Below are 19298 nucleotides of genomic sequence, written 5' to 3'. Positions count from 1 at the left end.
TAGCGGCTAGGTCCCGGACCCCCCCGAGTGCATCTTCAACGCGGCATCCACGTTGGCCTTCTTGTCCTCTCCGGCACCCTTTGCCGCGGCCTTCTTGCGCTTTGCCACAACGGCGTCGACCGCACCGTTGAGCGCCGAGCCCAGCGGGAACCCGAGATAGTGGGTCAGGAAGACGGCCATCTCCTTCAGTTCGGTCTCGGTGAGTTCCCCGTTGAGCAACGCGGCGTTGATTTGGATCTCGGCCAGGTCGCGGTTCCCGACCGCGGTCACCGCGGTCAGCGTCATGATGCGCTTGTCGCGCATCGACAATCCAGGTCGCGTCCAGATCGTGCCGAACAGGTGGTCGACGGTCAGGTCGAAGTACGCATCGCCCTCGATGTTGGGCATCTCCCAGCCGTAGACCTCGTTCATCTTCTCGAGGCCCTTGCGGCGCAGCTCGTCCATTACGTCTCTTCCTCTGTGTGCGGTACCCCAAGACCGGGCGCCAGTCGCTCAAGTGCCAGCTTAGCCAGCGGCAGGTCAACCGAAACGGACTCACCCAGCGCGAGCGCCAGGCTGAGATCCTTCTCGCCCAAGCCCCGGGTGTGCATGAAGCCCTCGTAGAGGAAGTGGCCCGGTTCAAGGTCTTTCGTGTCGTCGCGGTACATGATCGAGCCAGCGCCGCCGGTCAGCTTGTCTGTGTGCCGGACCACGTCGCCGAGATCCTGCAGATTCAGCCCGGCGGCTTCGGCCAGCTTCCACGCCTCACCCACGGCCGCCCATGTAGTGAAGGTGAGCATGTTGCGGGCCAGCTTCATCCGGGTGCCCGCACCGGGTGGGCCGGCGTGGACCACCAACTCCGCCCAATGCGAGAACGGCTCTTTGACGCGGGCAAAGACTTCGTCGCTGGCTCCCACCATGGTCGCCAATTGACCGAAACGCGCGGCTCGCGTACCGCCACTAACCGGCGCGTCGACCACGTGAATGTCGCGTGGCTCCAGTTCGCGCGCGAGCTCTTCGGCGGTGGTGTCACTGATCGTGGAGTGAATCGCAATGATGGTGCCCGGCTTGACGTGTGGCGCCAGCTCTCCAAGAACCTTGCGCACTTGCTCGTCGTTGAGCACGGTGACACTGATGATGTCGGCGACGGCGACTTCGGCGACGCTGTCGGCCAGGATGGCACCTCGTTCGGCCAACGGCGTCATCGCCTCGGTCCGGATGTCGTAAACCGTTAGCCCGCCTGGCCATTCGACCATCTTCTTGGCCATCGGTGTGCCCATGTTCCCCAGCCCGATGTAGCCGAGTTTCAACTGATCGGTCATGACCGGATTACCTGTCCGCCGTCGACATTGAAGATCTGTCCGGTGATCCAGGATGCCTCATCGGACAACAGGAATATGCACATGCCGACCAGATCTTCCGGGGTTCCCATCCTGGACAGCGGAAGACCCTTGACGATGTCGTCGACGATATCCTTGGGCGTGGTGGTCCGGTTGGCCTCGGTATCGATGGGCCCGGGTGCGATCGCGTTGATTCGGATCTTCTGCCCGCCCAGTTCGCGGGAGAGCTGTTGGGTCAAGCCGTTAATACCCACCTTGGCCAGTCCGTAGAAATTCGAATACAGCCACGCAGCGGTGGACGACTGGTTGACGATCGCCCCACCGCCGCGCTTGGCCATCTTCTTGTACACCGCGCGGGTGCACCACAGTGCGCCGTCGAGGTTCACGCTGATGAACTTCTTGTAGTACTCGGGGTCGACGGTGAGCAGGAAGTCCAGCTCCATGCCGCCGAAGATCGCGGCGTTGTTCACCAGGTAGTCGATGGCGCCGAACTCGGCCAGCGTGCGGTCGGCCATCGTCTTGGCCGACGCCGGGTCCGAAACGTCGACCGGGATGCTGATGGCCGTGCCGCCGTCGGCAGCGATCTGCTTGGCCACCCCCGCGGCCGCCTCGGCATTGATATCGGCCACCACAACCGCCGCGCCCTCCCGGGCCAGCGCCTCGGCATATGCCTGACCGATGCCGCCACCCGAGCCGGTCACGATGGCAACTTTGTCCTCGAATCGCCCCATTGTCTTCCTCTCCCCGCCGAGTGGCCAGTTATTGCATGCTAATTGCGGAATCCTGTGCCATAACCGGCCGCTCGTGGATTACACAGCCGTCGCAATGGTTTTGACTTCCAGATACTCCTCGAATCCGGCGAGACCCATCTCTCGTCCATTGCCGGACTGTTTGTAGCCGCCGAACGGCGCGTCGGCCGAATACCAAACGCCGCCATTGACATTGACTGTCCCGACCCGCATGCGCGATGCGAAGCTCGCAGCTCGCTCGGGGTCGGCGCTGAACACCGTGCCCGACAAGCCATATGGCGAGTCGTTGGCGATCCGCAGCGCGTCTTCGTCGCCATCGTGGGCAATCACCGTCAGCACCGGCCCGAAGATCTCCTCCCGCGCGGGCCTGGCGTTGTTGGTCAGGCCCGCGATCACGGTGGGCTCGATGAAGAAACCGACCTCTCGGTTGGCCGGCCGACCGCCGCCGCACGCGAACGTCCCGCCTTCGGCGATCGCGAGATCGAGGTAGCCCTGTACGCGATCCCGCTGGCGTGCCGAAATCAGCGGCCCGCAAACGGTTCCGGGTTCGGTCGGATCGCCCGGCTTGATCGACCCCATGGTGCCCGCGGCTATGCCCACCGCCTCGTCATAGCGAGCCCGCGGCACCACCAGCCGGGTGGTGATCGCACAGCCCTGCCCGGCGTGCATGGACGCAGTAAAAGCCGACATCGAGCACCCGCCGCCCAGATCGGCGTCGTCGAGCACGACGAACGCAGACTTGCCGCCGAGCTCCAAGAACACCTTCTTGATGGTGGCGGCGGCGTCACTCATCACGCTGCGCCCGGTGGCCGTGGAGCCGGTGAACGAAACCATGTCGACCCGGGGGTCTTTGGCCAACAGCGCCCCCAAGCCGTGGTCGCTGGAGGTGACGATGTTGACGACACCGGGCGGAAAGTCGGTGTGCTCGACGATCAGTTCACCGAGCACCGCCGCGCACCACGGCGTGTCCGGTGCGGGCTTCAACACAATAGTGTTGCCTGCGGCCAACGCCGGTCCCAGCTTGGCCAGGTTGATCTGGTGCGGGAAGTTCCACGGGGTGATCGCGCCGACGACGCCGACTGCCTCCCGCGCGACGGTGCGTCGGGTGGGAATTCCCATCGGCAATGCTTCACCAAGGTCCTGGTTCCACTGGTAGGACTCGGCAGTGTCGGCCGCGAAGCTCAGGTCACCGACCGGGCCCTCCAATTGGGCTGCGGCCGTGAGCATCCGCGGCGCACCGACCTCTGAAATCGTCAGCTCCCGCAATTCTTCGATGTCTGCGCGCATCGCATCGCGCAGCTGGCGCACACACCGCACCCGCAGCTCGGTATTACGTGACCAGTCGGTCTCGTCGAAGGCCCGCCGCGCCGCCTCGATGGCGTGGCCCATGTCCTCGGTGTCGGCATCGGCCGCGGCACCCAAAACTTCTTCGGTGGCGGGGTTGATCGTGGCGAAGGTGCCCCCGCTGCCGCTGGTCAGCTTGCCGTCGATGAGCAGAGCGCTAACGCCGTCGGCCAGCAATGCCATCTTCGCCTCCGCGCCTCGTAAAAGTAGACACTTGTCCGGAATAGTTAGGTCGAACCATAGTCGCCGGATCTGTCAAAGTGCAAGGGCGGGTCTTCCACGCGATCGCACGCGACTTCGAAAATACCCATTTCCAGGTATTTTGCTGACCGGGCTTGCCTGGTGACATAGGTATCGGATAACTTGGACACGTGTCCAGCGATCCCGTGGTCGCGATCACTTCCAGGGCCGGTGGGCCAGCCGGGGAAGTGCAGCGCAACCGCCGCCAGGAAGAGACGTTCCGTAAGGTACTGGCCGCGGGCGTGGAGCTCCTGCGGGAGCGGTCCTATGCCGACCTGACCGTCCGCGCCGTGGCCGCTCGCGCCAAGGTGGCCCCGGCGACCGCCTACACCTACTTCTCGTCGAAAAATCATCTGATCGCCGAGGTCTATTTGGATCTGGTGCGACAAGTCCCTTACTTCACCGACGTCAACGAGCCCATGCCGACTCGGGTGGACAGCGCCTTGCGTCACCTGGCGCTGGTGGTCGCCGACGAACCCGAGGTTGCCGCGGCGTGCACGACGGCCTTGCTGGGCGGCGGCGGTGACCCGGCGGTCCGGTCGGTGCGCGACCGGATCGGCGCGGAAATCCACCGCCGCATCACCTCAGCCATCGGGCCCGATGCCGACCCCCGCACCGTGTCGGTGCTCGAGATGGCATTCTTCGGCGCGCTGGTCAATGCCGCCAGCGGCGCTTACACCTATCACCGAATCGCCGACCACCTTGGCTACGCGGTCGGCCTCATTCTCACATCGGGAGAGGCCCGATGACCCTTCAGATCGACAAGCCGCTATTGGACCCTTATGACTACGACTTCCACGAGGATCCCTACCCGTACTACCGGCGGCTGCGCGACGAGGCCCCGCTCTATCACAACGACGAGCTCGGCTTCTGGGCCTTGTCGCGACACAGCGACGTACACAAGGGGTTTCGCAACAGCACTACGCTGTCCAACCGCGACGGCGTCTCGCTCGACCCAGTGTCGCGCGGACCGCACGCGTCCAAGACGATGTCGTTTCTGGCGATGGACGATCCCGCCCATCTTCGGCTGCGCACACTAGTATCGAAGGGCTTCACTCCGCGGCGGATCCGAGAGCTCGAGCCGCGGGTTACCGAACTGGCCGTGCAACACCTCGACACCATGCTGGAAAAGGCAGGCTCCGGCGTAACCGTCGACTATGTCGCGGAATTCGCCGGCAAGCTACCCATGGATGTCATCTCCGAGCTGATGGGAGTGCCCGAACCCGACCGCGACCGCATCCGCGCCATGGCCGATGGCGTGATGCACCGCGAGGACGGGGTCAACGACGTGCCGGCTTCGGCGATCGAGGCGTCGCTCAACCTCATCGTCTACTACCAACAGATGGTCGCCGAGCGTCGCAAGAAGCCGACCGATGACCTGACCTCGGCGTTGCTGGAAGCCGAAATCGACGGCGACCGGCTCACCGACGAAGAAATCCTCGGGTTCATGTTCCTGATGGTGATCGCCGGCAACGAGACCACCACCAAACTTCTTGCCAATGCGGCGTTCTGGGGTCACAAGAACCCAGATCAGCTGACCCCGGTGTACCAGGATCTATCGCGGGTGCCGCTGTGGGTCGAGGAGACCCTGCGCTATGACACGTCCAGCCAGATCCTGGCCCGCACGGTTTCCGGCGAGCTCACCCTCTACGACACCACGATCCCCGAGGGCGACGTCCTCCTGCTGCTACCCGGTTCGGGGCACCGCGATGAGCGGGTGTTCGACCATCCGGATGACTATGTCATTGGGCGCGACATCGGTTCCAAATTACTGAGTTTCGGTAGCGGCGCGCACTTCTGCCTGGGCGCCCACCTGGCCAGGATGGAAGCGCGGGTGGCGCTCACCGAACTGTTCAAGCGAATCCGCGGATTTCAGGTCGACGAGGCCAACGCCGTCCGCGTCCACTCCAGCAATGTCCGCGGGTTCGCCCACCTACCCATAGCCGTGGAGGTCTCGTAAATGCCACGCTTTGAACCACATCCGGCCCGTCGGCCAACGATCGTTGCCGGTGCGTCGTCGGGTATCGGGGCGGCCACTGCCGTCGAGATGGCCGCCCACGGATTCCCCGTGGCATTGGGCGCGCGGCGCGTTGAGAAGTGCCAGGAGATCGTCGAGGAGATCCGCGCCGAAGGGGGCGAGGCTATCGCCCTGCCGCTCGACGTCACCGACGCCCAGTCGGTCAAGGGATTCGTGCACCAGGCCACCGAGCAGCTCGGCGACATCGAGGTTCTGGTCACCGGTGCCGGCGACACCTACTTCGGGCGGCTACACGAAATCGACACCGCCACTTTCGAATCGCAGATCCAGATCCATCTGATCGGGGCCAACCGATTGACCACCGCCGTACTTCCGGGCATGGTCGAACGTCAACGCGGCGACCTGATCTTCGTGGGTTCGGATGTGGCGCTGCGGCAGCGACCGCACATGGGTGCCTACGGCGCTGCGAAGGCCGCGCTGGTCGCGATGGTGACCAACCTGCAGATGGAACTCGAGGGCACCGGCGTGCGCGCGTCGATCGTGCACCCGGGACCGACGAAGACCGCGATGGGCTGGAGCCTGCCCGCCGAGTCGGTCGGCCCGGCACTGGAGGACTGGGCCAAGTGGGGTCAGGCGCGCCACGACTATTTCCTGCGGGCTAGCGATCTGGCCCGAGCGATCGCGTTCGTTGCGGAAACACCGAGGGGCGGTTTCGTGGTCAACATGGAGATTCAGCCGGAGGCGCCGCTGACCAAGACGAAAGACCGTCAGCAACTCAAACTGGATGAGAAGGCATTGGATTCATGACAACCGCCATCGTGCCGCGGGTTTCTGGCGGCGAAGAAGAACACGGTCATCTCGAGGAGTTCCGGACCGATCCCATCGGCCTGATGCAGCGCACCCGCGACGAGTGCGGTGACGTGGGCTGGTTCCAGCTGGCCGACAAACACGTCATCCTGCTCTCCGGCTCGGAGGCCAACGAGTTCTTCTTCCGTTCTGCCGACGAGGATCTCGACCAGGCTGAGGCGTATCCGTTCATGACGCCGATCTTCGGCAAGGGCGTGGTGTTCGACGCCAGCCCCGAGCGCCGCGCCGAGATGCTGCACAACACCGCGTTGCGGGGCGAACACATGAAGGGCCACGCGGCGACGATCGAGAACGAAGTCCGCAAAATGATCGCCAACTGGGGCGACGAAGGCGAGATCGAACTGCTCGACTTCTTCGCCGAGTTGACCATCTACACCTCGACGGCGTGCCTGATCGGGGTGAAGTTCCGCAGTCAGCTCGACCATCGCTTCGCCGAGTACTACCACCTGCTGGAGCGAGGCACCGATCCGCTGTGCTACGTCGATGCCTACATGGACATCGAGAGCTTCCGGGTCCGGGATCAGGCGCGCGTCGGCCTGGTCGAACTGGTACAAGGCGTGATGAACCAGCGTATCGCCAACCCGCCCAAGGACAAGGGCGACCGCGACATGCTGGACGTGTTGGTGTCGATCAAAGACGAGGAAGGGAATCCCCGCTTCTCCGCCGATGAGATCACCGGGATGTTCATCTCGCTGATGTTCGCCGGCCACCACACCAGTTCGGGCACCTCGTCGTGGACGTTGATTGAGCTGATCCGTCACCCCGACGTCTACGCCGAGGTGGTCAAGGAGCTCGATGATCTTTATACCGACGGCCAGGCAGTGAGTTTCCACGCGCTTCGCCAGATTCCGAAACTGGACAATGTCCTCAAGGAGACCCTGCGCCTACATCCCCCGCTGATCATCCTGATGCGGGTGGCCCACGGCGAATTCGAGGTCGAGGGCTACCCGATCCACGAAGGTGACTTCGTCGCGGCATCGCCGGCGATCTCCAACCGTATTCCCGAAGACTTCCCCGATCCGAACTCCTTCGACCCGGACCGTTACGAAAAGCCTCGGCAAGAAGATCTGATCAACCGGTGGACCTGGATTCCGTTCGGCGCCGGCAGACACCGCTGCGTCGGTGCCGCGTTCGCGCAGATGCAAATCAAAGCGATCTTCTCAGTCCTGTTGCGCGAGTATGAGTTCGAGATCGCACAGCCCGCCGACAGCTACCACAACGACCATTCCAAGATGGTGGTGCAACTGGCCCGGCCCGCCAAGGTGCGCTATCGCCGCCGCAACGGGAGCTGATCATGGGTTACCGAGTCGAAGCCGACTTGGATTTGTGCCAGGGCCACGCGATGTGTGAGCTGGAGGCACCCGACTATTTCCGAGTACCCAAGCGGGGCAAGGTCGAGATCATCGACTCCGAGCCACCAGATGACGCCCGCGAGGAGATCGAGCGGGCGGTTGAAATGTGTCCAACCCAAGCGCTATTCATCAAAGAGAAAGAGTAAGGACAATGTCATCCAAGGCGTCATTCACGCGTGCAGAACTCGAAGAGTGGGTGCAGTCCTGGCTCCAGGCCAACAAGGACTGCGAAAAGGCGGGCGACTGGCGGCCGTTGGCAGACTTTTACGCCGCCGATGCCACCTACGGCTGGAACATCGGTCCCAAGGAAGACGTGATGTGTGTCGGAGTCGACGAGATTCGGGACGTCGCGCTGGGCTTGGAGATGGAAGGCCTGGAGAACTGGGTGTACGAGTACCAGAAGGTGCTCATCGACGACAAGCAAGGCGAAATCGTCGGCTTCTGGAAGCAGATCGTCAACAAGACCAACGGCACCCAGGACGAGATCTACGGCATCGGCGGCAGTTGGTTTCGTCTCAACAGCGACCGGCTCATCGAGTGGCAGCGTGACTTCTTCGATTTCGGCCATGTCGCGAAGATGTTCGCGACGCTCATCGAGTCCGGCGATCTGAGCACCGGCATGCAGAAGCGGATCGAACGCAGCCTGGCCGGCGAGAAGCTGCCCGGCTACTACCCGCTCGGACAGGCTCCAGTGCCTATCTGGTGATACTCACGCGACCGTCGACGCTCCCCCCGATGTTTACAACACAGTGACGCACGTCATAATGGGCTGCGAATGAGAACACGTTCTAAATTATCGTCCGGCCCAAGCCGGGCCCTTTCGCCGACACTCGGGTCAGGGCATGCTGATGGAGGTCTTTCATGAAAACAAAGGGCGCGCTGATCTGGGAGTTCAACCAGCCTTGGTCGGTTGAGGAAATCGAGATCGGTGACCCGCAGAAGGACGAAGTCAAGATCCAGATGGAAGCGGCCGGGATGTGCCATTCCGACCACCACTTGGTGACTGGCGGCATCCCGATGGCAGGCTTTCCGGTGCTCGGCGGCCACGAGGGCGCCGGCATCGTTACCGAGGTGGGTCCCGGGGTTGAGGGCTTGGCCGAGGGCGACCATGTGGTGCTGTCCTTCATCCCGTCCTGCGGCAGTTGTCCGACCTGTCAGTCGGGCATGCGCAATCTGTGCGACTTGGGGGCCGGGCTGCTGAATGGTGCAGCGGTAAGCGATGGAACGTTCCGGATTCAGGCCCGCGGCCAGAACGTCTTTCCGATGACGCTGCTGGGGACATTCTCGCCCTACATGGTTGTGCACAAGACTTCGGTGGTGAAGATCGACCCGTCGGTGCCGTTCGAAGTGGCCGCCCTGGTGGGTTGCGGCGTTACCACTGGCTACGGTTCGGCGGTCCGCACCGCCGACATCCGGCCCGGCGAAGATGTCGCGATCGTCGGGATCGGCGGAGTCGGGATGGCCGCGCTGCAGGGGGCGGTCAACGCCGGCGCTCGCTACGTCTTCGCGATCGACCCGATCGAGTGGAAGCGCGACCAGGCCCTCAAGTTCGGCGCCACCCACGTCTACCCCGACATCGACACCGCACTCGGCGGCATCATGGAGGTCACCTACGGCCTGATGGCCAAGAAGGTGGTCGTCACCGTCGGCGAACTCCACGGCGCCGATGTCGAGAACTACATGATCATGACCGCCAAAGGCGGCACCTGCGTGCTGACCGCGATCGGCAGCCTGCTGGACAACCAGGTGAATCTGAACCTGGGGATGCTGACCCTGATGCAAAAGAACCTGCAGGGCACCATCTTCGGCGGCGGCAACCCGCAGTACGACATCCCGCAGCTGTTGTCGATGTACAAGGCCGGCAAGCTCAACCTCGACGACATGATCACTCGCCAGTACAAGCTGGAGCAGATCAACGACGGCTACCAGGACATGCTGGACGGCAAGAACATTCGCGGCGTCATCCGCTACACCGACGCCGACCGGTAGTCGCCGCGTCTTCGCGAGTGGCGGGCTTTCCACACCTGCTGGCGCCGGGACGGATCGGTGCTATGTCGGTGCGCAACCGGCTGGTGATGTCTCCGATGGAGACCATGTATGGCACGCCCGACGGCCTGCCGTCGCAGCGCACTCGGGACTACTTCGCCGCGCGTGCCCAAGGCAGTGTCGGCCTGATCACCGTCGGCGCCACCGGTGTTGACCACCAGCACCCAGAAACGCCCGGCGGCCTGCACCTCGGCACCGACGACGCGGTGGATGCACACCGGGCGCTGGTGGAGGCGGTGCATCGGCACGGCGCCAAGATTCAGCCGCAGATCGTCCACGCCGGGCCCGACGGCCTGGGGCCGGAGATGCACGGGGTGACGTCGCTGGGTCCGTCGGTGATTCCGTCGTATCTGACCGGCCGGCCGTCGGATGAGATCACCGCGCACCAACTCACCGAGGTGCTCGACCTGTTCAAAGCGGCGGTGCGTCGCGCCGCCGAAGCCGGCTACGACGGCATCGAGCTGCACGCCGCGCACGGATACATGCTGCTCGGCTCTTTTCTTGCCCCGCAACGTAATCGGCGCACGGACGAATATCGCGGCGATTCGGTGCGCGGCCGCGTCCGGATTGTGCTGGAGACGCTGGCGGCGATTCGCTCCGAGATCGGCGATGCGCTGCCGATCACCCTGCGGATTTCAGGCTACGAACGGGTCGCCGGGGGCCGCCCGATATACGAGACCGCGCTGGTGGCACCGGAACTGGTGGCAGCCGGGGTGGACGCTTTCCACGTCAGCGGCGGGGTTATCGACCGGCTGGTCACTCAGATGGTGAACGGCGCCGACGACGGTGACCAGCTCAACGTCGGTGCCGCTGCCGCAGTCAAAGAGGTCGTCGACGTGCCGGTGATCGCCGTCGGACGCATCCACGACCCGCAGCAGGCCGAAAGGATCCTGGCCGACGGCCGCGCCGATTTCATCGCGATGGGCCGTCCACTGCTAGCCGATCCCGACCTGCCCCGCAAACTGAAGTCCGGCCGGGCACATCGGATTCGCAAATGCATCTCCTGCGAAAACTGCATCGACGCTATGGAACTGCGGTTCTCCGTCGACTGTGCGGTCAATCCGCGCACCGGCAAGGAGCGCGAACTGGCGACCAAGCGCCCGGCACGGACCAAACGGGTGGTGGTGATCGGCGGCGGGCCGGCCGGTTTGGAGGCGGCCCGTGTCGCGTCCGAGCGTGGACACCGGGTAACGCTGTTCGAGCGCGGCGGTCAGCTGGGAGGCGCGCTGCGCTGGGCGTCCATCTTGCATCCGGAGAACGAGCCGTTCCTGCATTACCTGCGCGGCGAGATCAAGACGAGTGGCACGAGAGTTGAGCTGGGCCAGGCTATTTCAGCGAACGAGGTTGTCAGGATGAGGCCGGACGCCGTCGTGGTGGCCACCGGCGGCCGGGTCGCCGTCCCGACGATCCCGGGCGACAAGCTTTCCCATGTGCACACCGGACCGGCGCTGCGTGAGCTGCTCGGCGGCCATGCCGAACCGACGGCCCCGGCTTGGCAACGGCTGGGCGCACAGGCCTTGTCCGGATGGCGACAGCGGCTGGTGCGTCCTGCGACGGTGCGGCTCGCCTCGCGCGCATGGCTCCCGCTGGGCCGACGCGTCGCCGTTATTGGCGGTGACCTGGTCGCGGTGGAACTCGCCGAGTTCCTGGCACGCCGGGGACGGCTGCTGTCGATCCTGGAGTCGGGCAAGCAAATTGCCCCGGAAGTCGGCAACAAACGCAGAACCGAACACATGGATCGTTTGGACCGATTGGGCGTCACCGTCCACGTCCGCGCAACCGTCGAGCGCATCACTCACGATGCGGTGGTGTTCACTCCTTCCGGCGGGAAATCACGTCAGCTGCCCGCCGACACCGTCGTGGTGGCCGGTACGCCCGAACCTGACACCGCGATGTTCGACACCCTGGTGTCCGCCATGCCCGAAGCCGAAGTGCACGCCGCCGGCGATTGCACCGGTCTGGGCCTGATTCGCAAAGCCACCGAGGACGGCGCCCGTGCCGCCTGCGCCATTTAACGATAGGAGAGCGAAATGTCCCAGGAAACCGTTCAACAGTCCCCCGCACTGACTGCCTCACAGTCGTCGTGGCGTTGCGTGCAGGCCCATGACCGGGAGGGCTGGCTGGCGCTGATGGCCGACGACGTCGTCGTTGAGGATCCGATCGGCAAGGCCATCACCAACCCCGATGGCACCGGCGTGCGGGGCAAGGATGGGGTCGCCGGGTTCTACGACACCAACATCGCCGCCAACCAGCTGACGATCACCTGCGAGGAGACCTTTCCGTCCAGCGATCCCAATGAGATCGCGCATATTTTGGTGCTGCGCAGCAAGTTTGACAACGGAATCACCAGCAAGGTGCGCGGCGTCTTCACCTATAAGGTCAACGACGCCGGGCTGATCACGAATATGCGCGGTTATTGGAACCTCGACATGATGACATTCGGCCCCGAGGAGTGAGCTCGCTGCTGGCCGACCGCGGCGCCGTCGTGGTCGGCGGGTCGCGCGGCATCGGTGCGGCCGTCGCGACCTTGCTGGCACAGCATGGTGCCGGTGTGGTAATCAACGGCCGTGACGGCAACGCCGCCCGGGCCACCGCCGACGCGATCACCACCGCCGGTGGACGCGCGGTGGCCCATCCGGGGTCACCATCGGATCAGCCGGCCGCGGAATCGTTGGTGGACAGGTGTATTGACGAGTTCGGCGCCATCCACATCCTGGTGAACTGTGCTGGCATCGCCGAACCGTCGGGCTCGTCCATCCTCGACATCAGCCCCGCGCAGTTCTACAAGCTGCTCGAGTCGCACTTGGGCACGGTGTTCGCGACCTGCCGCGCGGCGGCCTCGAAGATGGTCGAGCAAGATGGCGGCAGCATCGTCAACACCAGCTCGTCCGCGTTTCTCGGCGACTACGGCGGCACCGGATACCCGGCTGGCAAGGGTGCGGTCAACAGCCTGACATTGGCGATTGCCGCGGAATTGAAGGAGCACGGCGTGCGGGCCAACGTGGTGTGCCCCGGCGCCAGAACGCGGTTGTCCACAGGGCCGGACTACGAAGCCCACATCGTCGACCTAAACCGGCGGGGACTGCTCGACGACGTCTCGATGCAAGGATCGCTGGACGTCGCACCACCGGACTACGTCGCTCCCACCTACGTCTATCTGGCCAGTGACCTCGCTGACCAAGTGACCGGCGAAATCTTCATTGCATCAGGTGGTTTCATCGGCCGATACCCGAGGACCACGCCGGTCTTGCTCGGCTACCGAGACCACCACGACTCACCGCCGTGGTCGGTAGCGGAACTTTCTGCACTGATCGACAGCGGAGCCGCCTAGTTCGCCCGTTCGCGGGCTAGACGGTCTCGTGACGAAAAACCAGGCTGACATTGAGGGTCGTCTTGGCGCCCACCATGCCGAACATGTTGCCTTCCACGGCGAACTGCTTACGCGCGACGGTCGTCTGCGCTGTCAGTCGCACCTCGCCGTCGTCGAGCACCTCGACATGGGCCTGCAGCGGCAGCGGCGCCGTGATGCCCTTGGCGGTCAGTTCGGCGTTCAGGCGGACGGTGTCAGCACCGGTGGGCTCACCGCCGCCGACAATGACAGTGATGTTCGGGTACTTCTCGACATCGAAGAAGGCTGGCGAGCGCAGATCCTCGTCGCGTTTTCCCAGTCCGGTGTGCACCGACGCGGCCTTGACTTCGATTCGGCCGGATACCGTTCGAGCGTCTTCAATTTGCCCGCCGCCGCTGAATTCGGTGAAGTCGCCGCGGACCTTCATCGCGCCCCACATCGTCTTGTTCTCGAACCGGACGGAGGAGCGTTGCGGAACCACGTTCCAAACACCCACCGACTCTGGACTGCTGAGAAACGTTGCGACAGCTAACATTTCACCTCCACACAGGTCAGCGCGGGTTGATCGCGCAAGGCCGCGGCCAACTCGTCGGGATTGGCACCAGCTAGCATTCGACGATAGTCCTCCCGGCCTGTCCGTAACAGTGAACTGCGCCAGAAGACCTGCCGACCGTGCCCGCCGCGCCGCGACTCATATGCTGGAGCGCATTGCCCGCACCGGCGACGATGCAAAGCGAAGCGACGAGGAGGAGCGGCGCCCATGACCACCGTCTTCACCAAGATCATCAACCGGGAACTGCCGGGCCGGTTCGTGTACGAAGACGACGAGGTCGTCGCTTTCCTGACCATCCAGCCGATGACACAGGGGCACACGCTGGTCGTACCGCGAGCCGAGGTCGATCAATGGCAGGACCTTGACGCAGCCATTTTCGGCCGGGTCATGTCGGTGGCCCAGCTAATCGGCAAGGCCGTTTGCCGGGCGTTCGACGCCGCGCGTGCCGGCGTGATCATCGCCGGGCTCGAGGTTCCCCACCTGCACGTCCACGTCTTCCCGACCCGCAGCCTGAGCGATTTCGGCTTCGCCAATGTCGATAACAATCCATCTCCGGCATCCCTCGACAAAGCGCAGGCTAAGATCAAGGCGGCTCTCGCCGAGCTGGCCTGAGCCCACACGTGTGCGAAGGTTACCGGGCTGAGCGGGCGCGGGCGGGCACGTCGGCGATACGCGGCAGGCTGACGTAAAAGCGGCAGCCCTGCCCTGGCGCCGTGGTCACGGTGACGATCCCACCGTGTGCGTGGACCAGGGAGTCGACGATCGACAGCCCCAGGCCGCTACCGCCGCTGATCCGCGCGCGCGACGAGTCGGTGCGATAGAACCGTTCGAAGATACGGAGCGCGTCCGGCTGACTCATGCCGGGACCTTGGTCGACGACCTCCAAGATCGCGTCGTCGGCGTCGGTGCCGACCCGCACGATGATGTCAGCGGTTTCGGGCGTGTGTTGCAGAGCATTGGTCACCAGATTGCCAAGGACCTGACGCAGCCGGGGCTCGTCGCCGAGCACCTCAGGGGTGCCAGGACCGTCGAGCACCTCCATGGTGATGTTGCGCTTCGGCGCGACCGCCTGCGCGTCGTGTACGGCATCGCTGGCCAGTGCCAGCAGGTCCACCCGGTTCTGCTCGAGCGGCCGCTGCGCGTCGAGCCGCGCCAGCAGCAGCAGATCCTCGACCATCAGGCCCATTCGGCGCGATTCGCTTTCGATTCGCGACATCACCATTTCCAGGTCGCGGGCGGCGCCCTGGCGGTACAACTCAGCGAAGCCTCGCATGGTGGTCAGCGGGGTGCGCAGTTCATGGCTGGCGTCGGTGATGAACCGTCGCATCCGCTCTTCTGAGGTCCGTGCCTTCTCCGCCGAGGCTTCAGACGAGGCGAACGCCCGCTGAATCTGAGCGAGCATTCCATTGAGCGCCAAGGAAAGCCGACCAACCTCAGTCCGCGGATCGCGTTCGGGGACACGGCGATCCAGCTGGCCCGCGGCGATTGCCGCAGCGGTCTTTTCGACCTCCGTCAGCGGTCGCAGGCTTCGGTGCACCACCCAAGACCCGGCCAGGCCGAGGACCAGCAACACCGCCACGCCGATGCCAAGTTGCAGCCAGATCAGCGACCGGACCGTCTGCTGGATGTCGGACAGGTCGTATGCGACGGTGACCAGCCGACCATTCGGTCCGCGCACCGACACCACCCGCCATTGCACTCCGGAGTTGTCGACCGATCCGACCGTCGTCGGTTGGGGGCCGACGTCGTTGTTGTTGGGCAACACAGGTTCTGCGTTGCTGTCGTTGACGACCGTCGTGGTACGCCCGTCCACGGTGACGTAGCGCACGTAGAAGTCCGACGGCGGGCGGTCCAGCGTCGGCCCACGGCGCACGGGGAGGCTGCGCCGCGGTGCCGTCGCCCAGCCGCGCGACGCCTCCTCCAGCGTCTGGTCCACCCGTTTGATCAGGTTGTGTCGCAAGGTCTCGGTGACCGCGATGCCGGAGGCCGTCAGCCCACACCCGGCCAGCAGCAGCAGGGCGGCGACCAGCCCGACGCGGAGCGACACTGCGGCCCGAAGTCGTCTCGGCATGATTCGACCCGCGACCGCGCCGATGCCTATCGCGGCTCCCGCAGCACGTAGCCCACCCCGCGCAGGGTGTGCAGTAGCCGCTTCTCACCGGTATCGATCTTGCGGCGCAGGTATGACACATAGGACTCGACCACGTTGACGTCACCGCCGAAGTCATAGCGCCAGACGTGGTCCAGGATTTTCGGTTTGCTCAACACTGTGCCGGCGTTGATCACGAAGTAGCGCAGCAGGGTGAACTCGGTGGGCGACAGCGAGACTGGCTCGCCGGCCTTCCACACCTCGTGGGTGTCCTCGTCGAGTTCGATGTCGGCGAATGTCAGCCGGGCATTGCGACGCTCGGTGACACCTTTGCCGGTGCGCCGCAAGATAACTCGCAACCGAGCGACCACCTCTTCCAGGCTGAACGGTTTGGTGACATAGTCGTCGCCACCGAGCGTCAGCCCGGCGATCTTGTCCTGCAGCGAGTCGCGGGCGGTGAGAAACAGCGCAGGCGCGTCGATGCCGTCGGCGCGTAGCCGGCGGAGCACCCCGAAGCCGTCCATACCGGGCATCATCACGTCGAGGATCACCGCATCCGGCTTGACGCCGCGGGCCAAATCCAGCGCCGCCGGTCCGTTCGTCGCGGTATGCACCTCGAAACCCTGGAACTTGAGGCTGACCGACAGCAATTCGACGATGTTGTCCTCGTCATCGACGACGAGTACCCGCGCTTCCGGATTGGTTTCTTCTGCGATTGCCGATGCCATCTGTCTATTTCCTCGCACTTAGCTCAAGGCAGCCTCGACATTTGCTGTGGACTTGCTGTTAGTTGGTTTTGCGACGGTCTCAAGCAGCAACGACCTCCGCGAATAGACTCGGGGCATGAACCTCGGCAAAAGCCTGGCGAGCATCGCCACCGCGCCCGTGCGGGTCGGACTCGCCGCCGCAGACGCGGGCCTCAGCGTCGCGACGTCGGCGCTCGGCCTGGTGCATCGAACATTGGGCGACGCGGGCCCGTCCGGCGGGTCGAGTGCAGTGGTGCACATGCTGGGCATCGACGACGCCGTTACCCAGGCCAACCGGCTGGCCCGGTTGTTGGACGACGACGCACCGCTGGGGCGCGCGCTGGCTACCGATGGGCCGATCGATCGGCTGCTGCGTCCGGGTGGGGTCGTCGACATGCTCACTGCGCCGGGCGGTCTGCTGGACAGGCTGACCGCCGAGGGCGGCGGGTTGGAGCGGGCGCTGAAGCCCGGCGGCCTGGTGGACCAACTGACCGCCGACGAGGGGCTGATCGAACGGGTGCTCGCCGAAGACGGGCTGGCCGAGCGGCTGCTGGCCGAGGGTGGTCTGATCGACAAGCTGACGGCCCGGCAGGGGCCGCTCGAGCAGATCGCCGACGTCGCCGACACTCTGAGCAGGCTGGCGCCCGGAATGGAGGCGCTGGAGCCGGCCATCGCCACGCTGCAGGATGCCGTCACATCGCTGACCATGGTCGTCAACCCGCTCAGCAACATCGCCGACCTGATTCCGCTGCCGGGCCGCCGCCCGTCACGCCGCTCGTCACCACGGACGGTGCGTTCCCGGCGCGTCATCGATCACGACGAGTGAGCGCTAGGCTGACACCGGTTAAAACCGGCCTCCTTAGCTCAGTGGTAGAGCACTCGCCTTGTAAGCGAGCGGTCGTCAGTTCAATCCTGACAGGAGGCTCCGCGGGAAACAGTGTTCTAGCTGCGCAAACACATATTGGGCGCACTGAACCTATGTTCGACCCGGCCCGCGATGACACAAGCGCGACACAACTCGCACTGAACCTGCGTTCGACCGCCCCGCTCGGTGTCATGACGGTGTTACAACCTGCTGCAATGTAGTGGCGGCGATCTTTAGCGCGTCGTCCCGGCTGTGGACGTAGGTCCGCATCGTGAACGCCGGATCGGCGTGCCCGAGCCACTGCGCGATCACCACGATCGGAACCCCCTGCATGTGCATCAGCGTCCCGCAGGTGTGCCGGGCGTCGTGCAGCCGGATCTTGGCACCCCGGTTTTGCCGCACAGCGCCCGCCAGAAGTCCGACATGGTGTCGGGGTGATACGGGCGCCCGGCCTCGTCGCACACCACATGCTTCCCCGGCCCGTAATCCGGCCCCAGCGCCAACCGCTCCGCCTTCTGCGTAGCCTGTGCCTTCCGCAGGGCCGCCATAAGCGCCGGCGTCAGCGGCAACGTCCTGATCGAGTTGTCCGTCTTGGGCTGCGAGTCCATCGTGCGACCGTTCACCGACACCCGGTTATCCGTCACAGTGACGGTTCCGGCCACCAAGTCGACGTTGCACCAGCGCAGCCCGCACAGCTCGCAGCGGCGCAATCCGGCCAGCGCCAGGTACCAGGCGTGTCCCAGCCGATGATCGGCGACATGCTGAAGCAGGGTTTGGACCTCCTCCTCCGTGAACGTCGCCAGCTTCTTTTTCGGCCGGCGCAGCCTGTCGACCAGCTCGGCGACGTCACGAACTAGCGCGCCCTGCTTGACCAGGCAGCAGTACGCCGATGCGCGGGTCGGTCAGATCTACGCTGGTACCAGGAAAGTCGTGAAGCCTACCGTGGAGTGATGGCATCTCGAAACATGTTGTTCCGTGCGATGTACCGAGTCGGTTTCACACCGTGGGATGGCCATCCGCTGCCGAAAAGTCTGCACGACCTGGTCGAAGGCAATGACGCGCCCGCCCTGCCGGCGGCCACCGCACTCGATATCGGGTGCGGTACCGGCGACACGTCCATCTATTTGGCGCAGCACGGGTGGCAGGTCACCGGCGTGGACTTCGTGCCGAGGGCGCTGGCCAAGGCGCGCGCCAAGGCGCAAGCCCGCCAAGTCTCCGTCAACTTCGTTCAGGCCGATATCACCCACCTCAGCTCGGCCCGGGGCGTGGGGACCGGGTTTACGTTGATCGTCGACAACGGCTGCTTGCATAACCTGACCGACAAGGACCGCGACGCGTATGTCCGCGAGGTCAGCGCGGTGGCAGCGCCGCACGCGCGGCTGTTGATCGGCGGGCTTGATCCTGGTGAGCAATTTGGCGTCCAGGGCATCACTCGGGCCGAAATCGAACGCCGCTTCACTCCCGCGTGGACGCTGCTGTCCGCTGGCGACGCACCGGAAATGGCCCGCTTTGGCAAGGGCCACTACTCCCTCTTACAGCCCCGCCAGTAAGCCAGCAGACGCAGAATCGCATCCACGCTTGGCCCCCTGACGATCCCCCGTCGAGCTTGGCGGCGACGACTACGACCTGATCCCCCCGTTTGTGTTTGTGGTGCTGGTCATGGCTGCCGTCCTCTCGGTGAATTCTGCTAACTTGTCGTCCTCGCGGTCGCGTGGGCACGATCAGAGCCGCTATCACTTTTTCCACGATCCCGCCTACCCTTGATGTCGTGCCCGCAGTCGGCGACCTGGTCCGCTGCACG

Annotated in this window: 20 protein-coding genes, 1 tRNA gene and 1 pseudogene; 14 read left to right on the top strand and 8 right to left on the bottom strand. The window is 64.7% G+C overall.

The features are described 5' to 3' along the window. Window positions 1–6: 6 nt before the first annotated feature. The 4 genes from VEI45_RS08490 to VEI45_RS08475 all read right to left on the bottom strand — a co-directional run bounded on the left by VEI45_RS08490 (window position 7) and on the right by VEI45_RS08475 (window position 3595). Window positions 7–444, bottom strand: coding sequence for a carboxymuconolactone decarboxylase family protein (locus tag VEI45_RS08490; RefSeq protein WP_324852100.1), 438 nt, complete (start codon window positions 442–444; stop codon window positions 7–9). Continuing rightward, window positions 444–1301, bottom strand: coding sequence for an NAD(P)-dependent oxidoreductase (locus VEI45_RS08485; RefSeq protein ID WP_324852098.1), 858 nt, complete (start codon window positions 1299–1301; stop codon window positions 444–446). The genes VEI45_RS08490 and VEI45_RS08485 overlap by 1 nt, the downstream gene beginning before the upstream one ends. After that, entirely contained in the window at window positions 1298–2050 is a 753-nt protein-coding gene (locus VEI45_RS08480) for an SDR family oxidoreductase (RefSeq protein WP_324852096.1), read from the bottom strand. The genes VEI45_RS08485 and VEI45_RS08480 overlap by 4 nt, the downstream gene beginning before the upstream one ends. Window positions 2051–2128: 78 nt before the next feature. Then, window positions 2129–3595: an aldehyde dehydrogenase gene (locus VEI45_RS08475; RefSeq protein WP_324852094.1), complete on the bottom strand. Its 1467-nt coding sequence runs from the start codon at window positions 3593–3595 to the stop codon at window positions 2129–2131. A 188-nt stretch (window positions 3596–3783) separates the two neighbouring features. Here VEI45_RS08475 and VEI45_RS08470 point away from each other — a divergent pair, with 188 nt between their 5' ends. The 10 genes from VEI45_RS08470 to VEI45_RS08425 all read left to right on the top strand — a co-directional run bounded on the left by VEI45_RS08470 (window position 3784) and on the right by VEI45_RS08425 (window position 13226). Next, window positions 3784–4401: a TetR family transcriptional regulator gene (locus VEI45_RS08470; RefSeq protein WP_414687431.1), complete on the top strand. Its 618-nt coding sequence runs from the start codon at window positions 3784–3786 to the stop codon at window positions 4399–4401. After that, window positions 4398–5612, top strand: coding sequence for a cytochrome P450 (locus VEI45_RS08465; RefSeq protein WP_324852092.1), 1215 nt, complete (start codon window positions 4398–4400; stop codon window positions 5610–5612). Before VEI45_RS08470 ends, VEI45_RS08465 begins: the two co-directional genes overlap by 4 nt. Beyond that, complete coding sequence (locus VEI45_RS08460) at window positions 5613–6437, top strand: SDR family oxidoreductase (RefSeq protein WP_324852090.1); 825 nt, start codon at window positions 5613–5615, stop codon at window positions 6435–6437. Next, window positions 6434–7789, top strand: a complete 1356-nt coding sequence (locus VEI45_RS08455; protein WP_324852088.1) for a cytochrome P450 — start codon at window positions 6434–6436, stop codon at window positions 7787–7789. Before VEI45_RS08460 ends, VEI45_RS08455 begins: the two co-directional genes overlap by 4 nt. 2 nt (window positions 7790–7791) lie before the next feature. Then, window positions 7792–7995, top strand: a complete 204-nt coding sequence (locus VEI45_RS08450) for a ferredoxin (protein ID WP_324852086.1) — start codon at window positions 7792–7794, stop codon at window positions 7993–7995. 5 nt (window positions 7996–8000) lie between these two features. After that, the gene (locus VEI45_RS08445) at window positions 8001–8555 is read left to right on the top strand and encodes a nuclear transport factor 2 family protein (RefSeq protein ID WP_324852084.1); all 555 of its coding nucleotides are present in this window, start codon (window positions 8001–8003) and stop codon (window positions 8553–8555) included. 155 nt (window positions 8556–8710) lie between these two features. Beyond that, window positions 8711–9838, top strand: a complete 1128-nt coding sequence (locus VEI45_RS08440) for an NDMA-dependent alcohol dehydrogenase (protein WP_324852082.1) — start codon at window positions 8711–8713, stop codon at window positions 9836–9838. A gap of 17 nt (window positions 9839–9855) precedes the next feature. Next, window positions 9856–11910 carry an NAD(P)/FAD-dependent oxidoreductase gene (locus VEI45_RS08435; protein WP_324852080.1) on the top strand — a complete coding sequence of 685 codons (2055 nt, stop codon included), beginning with the start codon at window positions 9856–9858 and terminating at the stop codon, window positions 11908–11910. Window positions 11911–11925: 15 nt separating this feature from the next. Then, window positions 11926–12351: a ketosteroid isomerase family protein gene (locus VEI45_RS08430; RefSeq protein WP_324852078.1), complete on the top strand. Its 426-nt coding sequence runs from the start codon at window positions 11926–11928 to the stop codon at window positions 12349–12351. Next, window positions 12348–13226, top strand: a complete 879-nt coding sequence (locus VEI45_RS08425) for an SDR family oxidoreductase (protein WP_324852076.1) — start codon at window positions 12348–12350, stop codon at window positions 13224–13226. Before VEI45_RS08430 ends, VEI45_RS08425 begins: the two co-directional genes overlap by 4 nt. Before the next feature lie 16 nt (window positions 13227–13242). Here the strand turns inward: VEI45_RS08425 and VEI45_RS08420 are convergent, their stop codons facing one another. Continuing rightward, on the bottom strand, window positions 13243–13779 hold the full coding sequence (locus VEI45_RS08420; RefSeq protein ID WP_324852074.1) for a YceI family protein: 537 nt from the start codon (window positions 13777–13779) through the stop codon (window positions 13243–13245). 225 nt (window positions 13780–14004) lie between these two features. Between VEI45_RS08420 and VEI45_RS08415 the strand changes: the two genes are divergently transcribed. After that, entirely contained in the window at window positions 14005–14409 is a 405-nt protein-coding gene (locus tag VEI45_RS08415) for an HIT family protein (protein WP_324852072.1), read from the top strand. 19 nt (window positions 14410–14428) lie between these two features. Here the strand turns inward: VEI45_RS08415 and VEI45_RS08410 are convergent, their stop codons facing one another. Continuing rightward, on the bottom strand, window positions 14429–15868 hold the full coding sequence (locus tag VEI45_RS08410; protein WP_324852071.1) for a HAMP domain-containing sensor histidine kinase: 1440 nt from the start codon (window positions 15866–15868) through the stop codon (window positions 14429–14431). Between the two features lie 26 nt (window positions 15869–15894). Further along, a complete protein-coding gene (locus VEI45_RS08405) occupies window positions 15895–16614 on the bottom strand; it encodes a response regulator transcription factor (RefSeq protein ID WP_324852069.1) in 720 nt (239 codons plus the stop codon). 115 nt (window positions 16615–16729) lie between these two features. Here VEI45_RS08405 and VEI45_RS08400 point away from each other — a divergent pair, with 115 nt between their 5' ends. Together VEI45_RS08400 and VEI45_RS08395 are read left to right on the top strand one after the other, a co-directional pair. Then, window positions 16730–17458: a hypothetical protein gene (locus VEI45_RS08400; RefSeq protein ID WP_324852067.1), complete on the top strand. Its 729-nt coding sequence runs from the start codon at window positions 16730–16732 to the stop codon at window positions 17456–17458. A gap of 27 nt (window positions 17459–17485) precedes the next feature. Continuing rightward, a tRNA-Thr gene (locus tag VEI45_RS08395) sits at window positions 17486–17557 on the top strand. Window positions 17558–17686: 129 nt separating this feature from the next. Here the strand turns inward: VEI45_RS08395 and VEI45_RS08390 are convergent. Further along, window positions 17687–18240, bottom strand: a pseudogene (locus tag VEI45_RS08390) (site-specific integrase). 207 nt (window positions 18241–18447) lie between these two features. On the opposite strand from VEI45_RS08390, the gene VEI45_RS08385 reads away from it, so the two are divergent. Next, window positions 18448–19047 (top strand): class I SAM-dependent methyltransferase, encoded by a 600-nt coding sequence (locus tag VEI45_RS08385; protein WP_324852065.1) that lies wholly within the window; start codon window positions 18448–18450, stop codon window positions 19045–19047. Window positions 19048–19298: the final 251 nt, after the last annotated feature.

Origin of the sequence: Mycobacterium sp. (assembly GCF_035623875.1) — a bacterium.
Lineage (GTDB): Bacteria > Actinomycetota > Actinomycetes > Mycobacteriales > Mycobacteriaceae > Mycobacterium.
Note: the sequence above shows the minus strand (reverse complement) of the source record. Positions and strands in the feature narration are given on the sequence as shown.

What these genes read in the sequence shown, in the direction of transcription:
- VEI45_RS08400 (WP_324852067.1), top strand. Translation starts at nt 16,730, where the DNA reads ATGAACCTCGGCAAAAGCCTGGCGAGCATCGCCACCGCGCCCGTGCGG.
- VEI45_RS08445 (WP_324852084.1), top strand. Translation starts at nt 8,001, where the DNA reads ATGTCATCCAAGGCGTCATTCACGCGTGCAGAACTCGAAGAGTGGGTG.
- VEI45_RS08385 (WP_324852065.1), top strand. Translation starts at nt 18,448, where the DNA reads ATGGCATCTCGAAACATGTTGTTCCGTGCGATGTACCGAGTCGGTTTC.
- VEI45_RS08405 (WP_324852069.1), bottom strand. Translation starts at nt 16,614, where the DNA reads ATGGCATCGGCAATCGCAGAAGAAACCAATCCGGAAGCGCGGGTACTC.
- VEI45_RS08410 (WP_324852071.1), bottom strand. Translation starts at nt 15,868, where the DNA reads ATGCCGAGACGACTTCGGGCCGCAGTGTCGCTCCGCGTCGGGCTGGTC.
- VEI45_RS08460 (WP_324852090.1), top strand. Translation starts at nt 5,613, where the DNA reads ATGCCACGCTTTGAACCACATCCGGCCCGTCGGCCAACGATCGTTGCC.
- VEI45_RS08490 (WP_324852100.1), bottom strand. Translation starts at nt 444, where the DNA reads ATGGACGAGCTGCGCCGCAAGGGCCTCGAGAAGATGAACGAGGTCTAC.
- VEI45_RS08485 (WP_324852098.1), bottom strand. Translation starts at nt 1,301, where the DNA reads ATGACCGATCAGTTGAAACTCGGCTACATCGGGCTGGGGAACATGGGC.
- VEI45_RS08420 (WP_324852074.1), bottom strand. Translation starts at nt 13,779, where the DNA reads ATGTTAGCTGTCGCAACGTTTCTCAGCAGTCCAGAGTCGGTGGGTGTT.
- VEI45_RS08455 (WP_324852088.1), top strand. Translation starts at nt 6,434, where the DNA reads ATGACAACCGCCATCGTGCCGCGGGTTTCTGGCGGCGAAGAAGAACAC.
- VEI45_RS08415 (WP_324852072.1), top strand. Translation starts at nt 14,005, where the DNA reads ATGACCACCGTCTTCACCAAGATCATCAACCGGGAACTGCCGGGCCGG.
- VEI45_RS08430 (WP_324852078.1), top strand. Translation starts at nt 11,926, where the DNA reads ATGTCCCAGGAAACCGTTCAACAGTCCCCCGCACTGACTGCCTCACAG.
- VEI45_RS08465 (WP_324852092.1), top strand. Translation starts at nt 4,398, where the DNA reads ATGACCCTTCAGATCGACAAGCCGCTATTGGACCCTTATGACTACGAC.
- VEI45_RS08480 (WP_324852096.1), bottom strand. Translation starts at nt 2,050, where the DNA reads ATGGGGCGATTCGAGGACAAAGTTGCCATCGTGACCGGCTCGGGTGGC.
- VEI45_RS08450 (WP_324852086.1), top strand. Translation starts at nt 7,792, where the DNA reads ATGGGTTACCGAGTCGAAGCCGACTTGGATTTGTGCCAGGGCCACGCG.
- VEI45_RS08475 (WP_324852094.1), bottom strand. Translation starts at nt 3,595, where the DNA reads ATGGCATTGCTGGCCGACGGCGTTAGCGCTCTGCTCATCGACGGCAAG.
- VEI45_RS08440 (WP_324852082.1), top strand. Translation starts at nt 8,711, where the DNA reads ATGAAAACAAAGGGCGCGCTGATCTGGGAGTTCAACCAGCCTTGGTCG.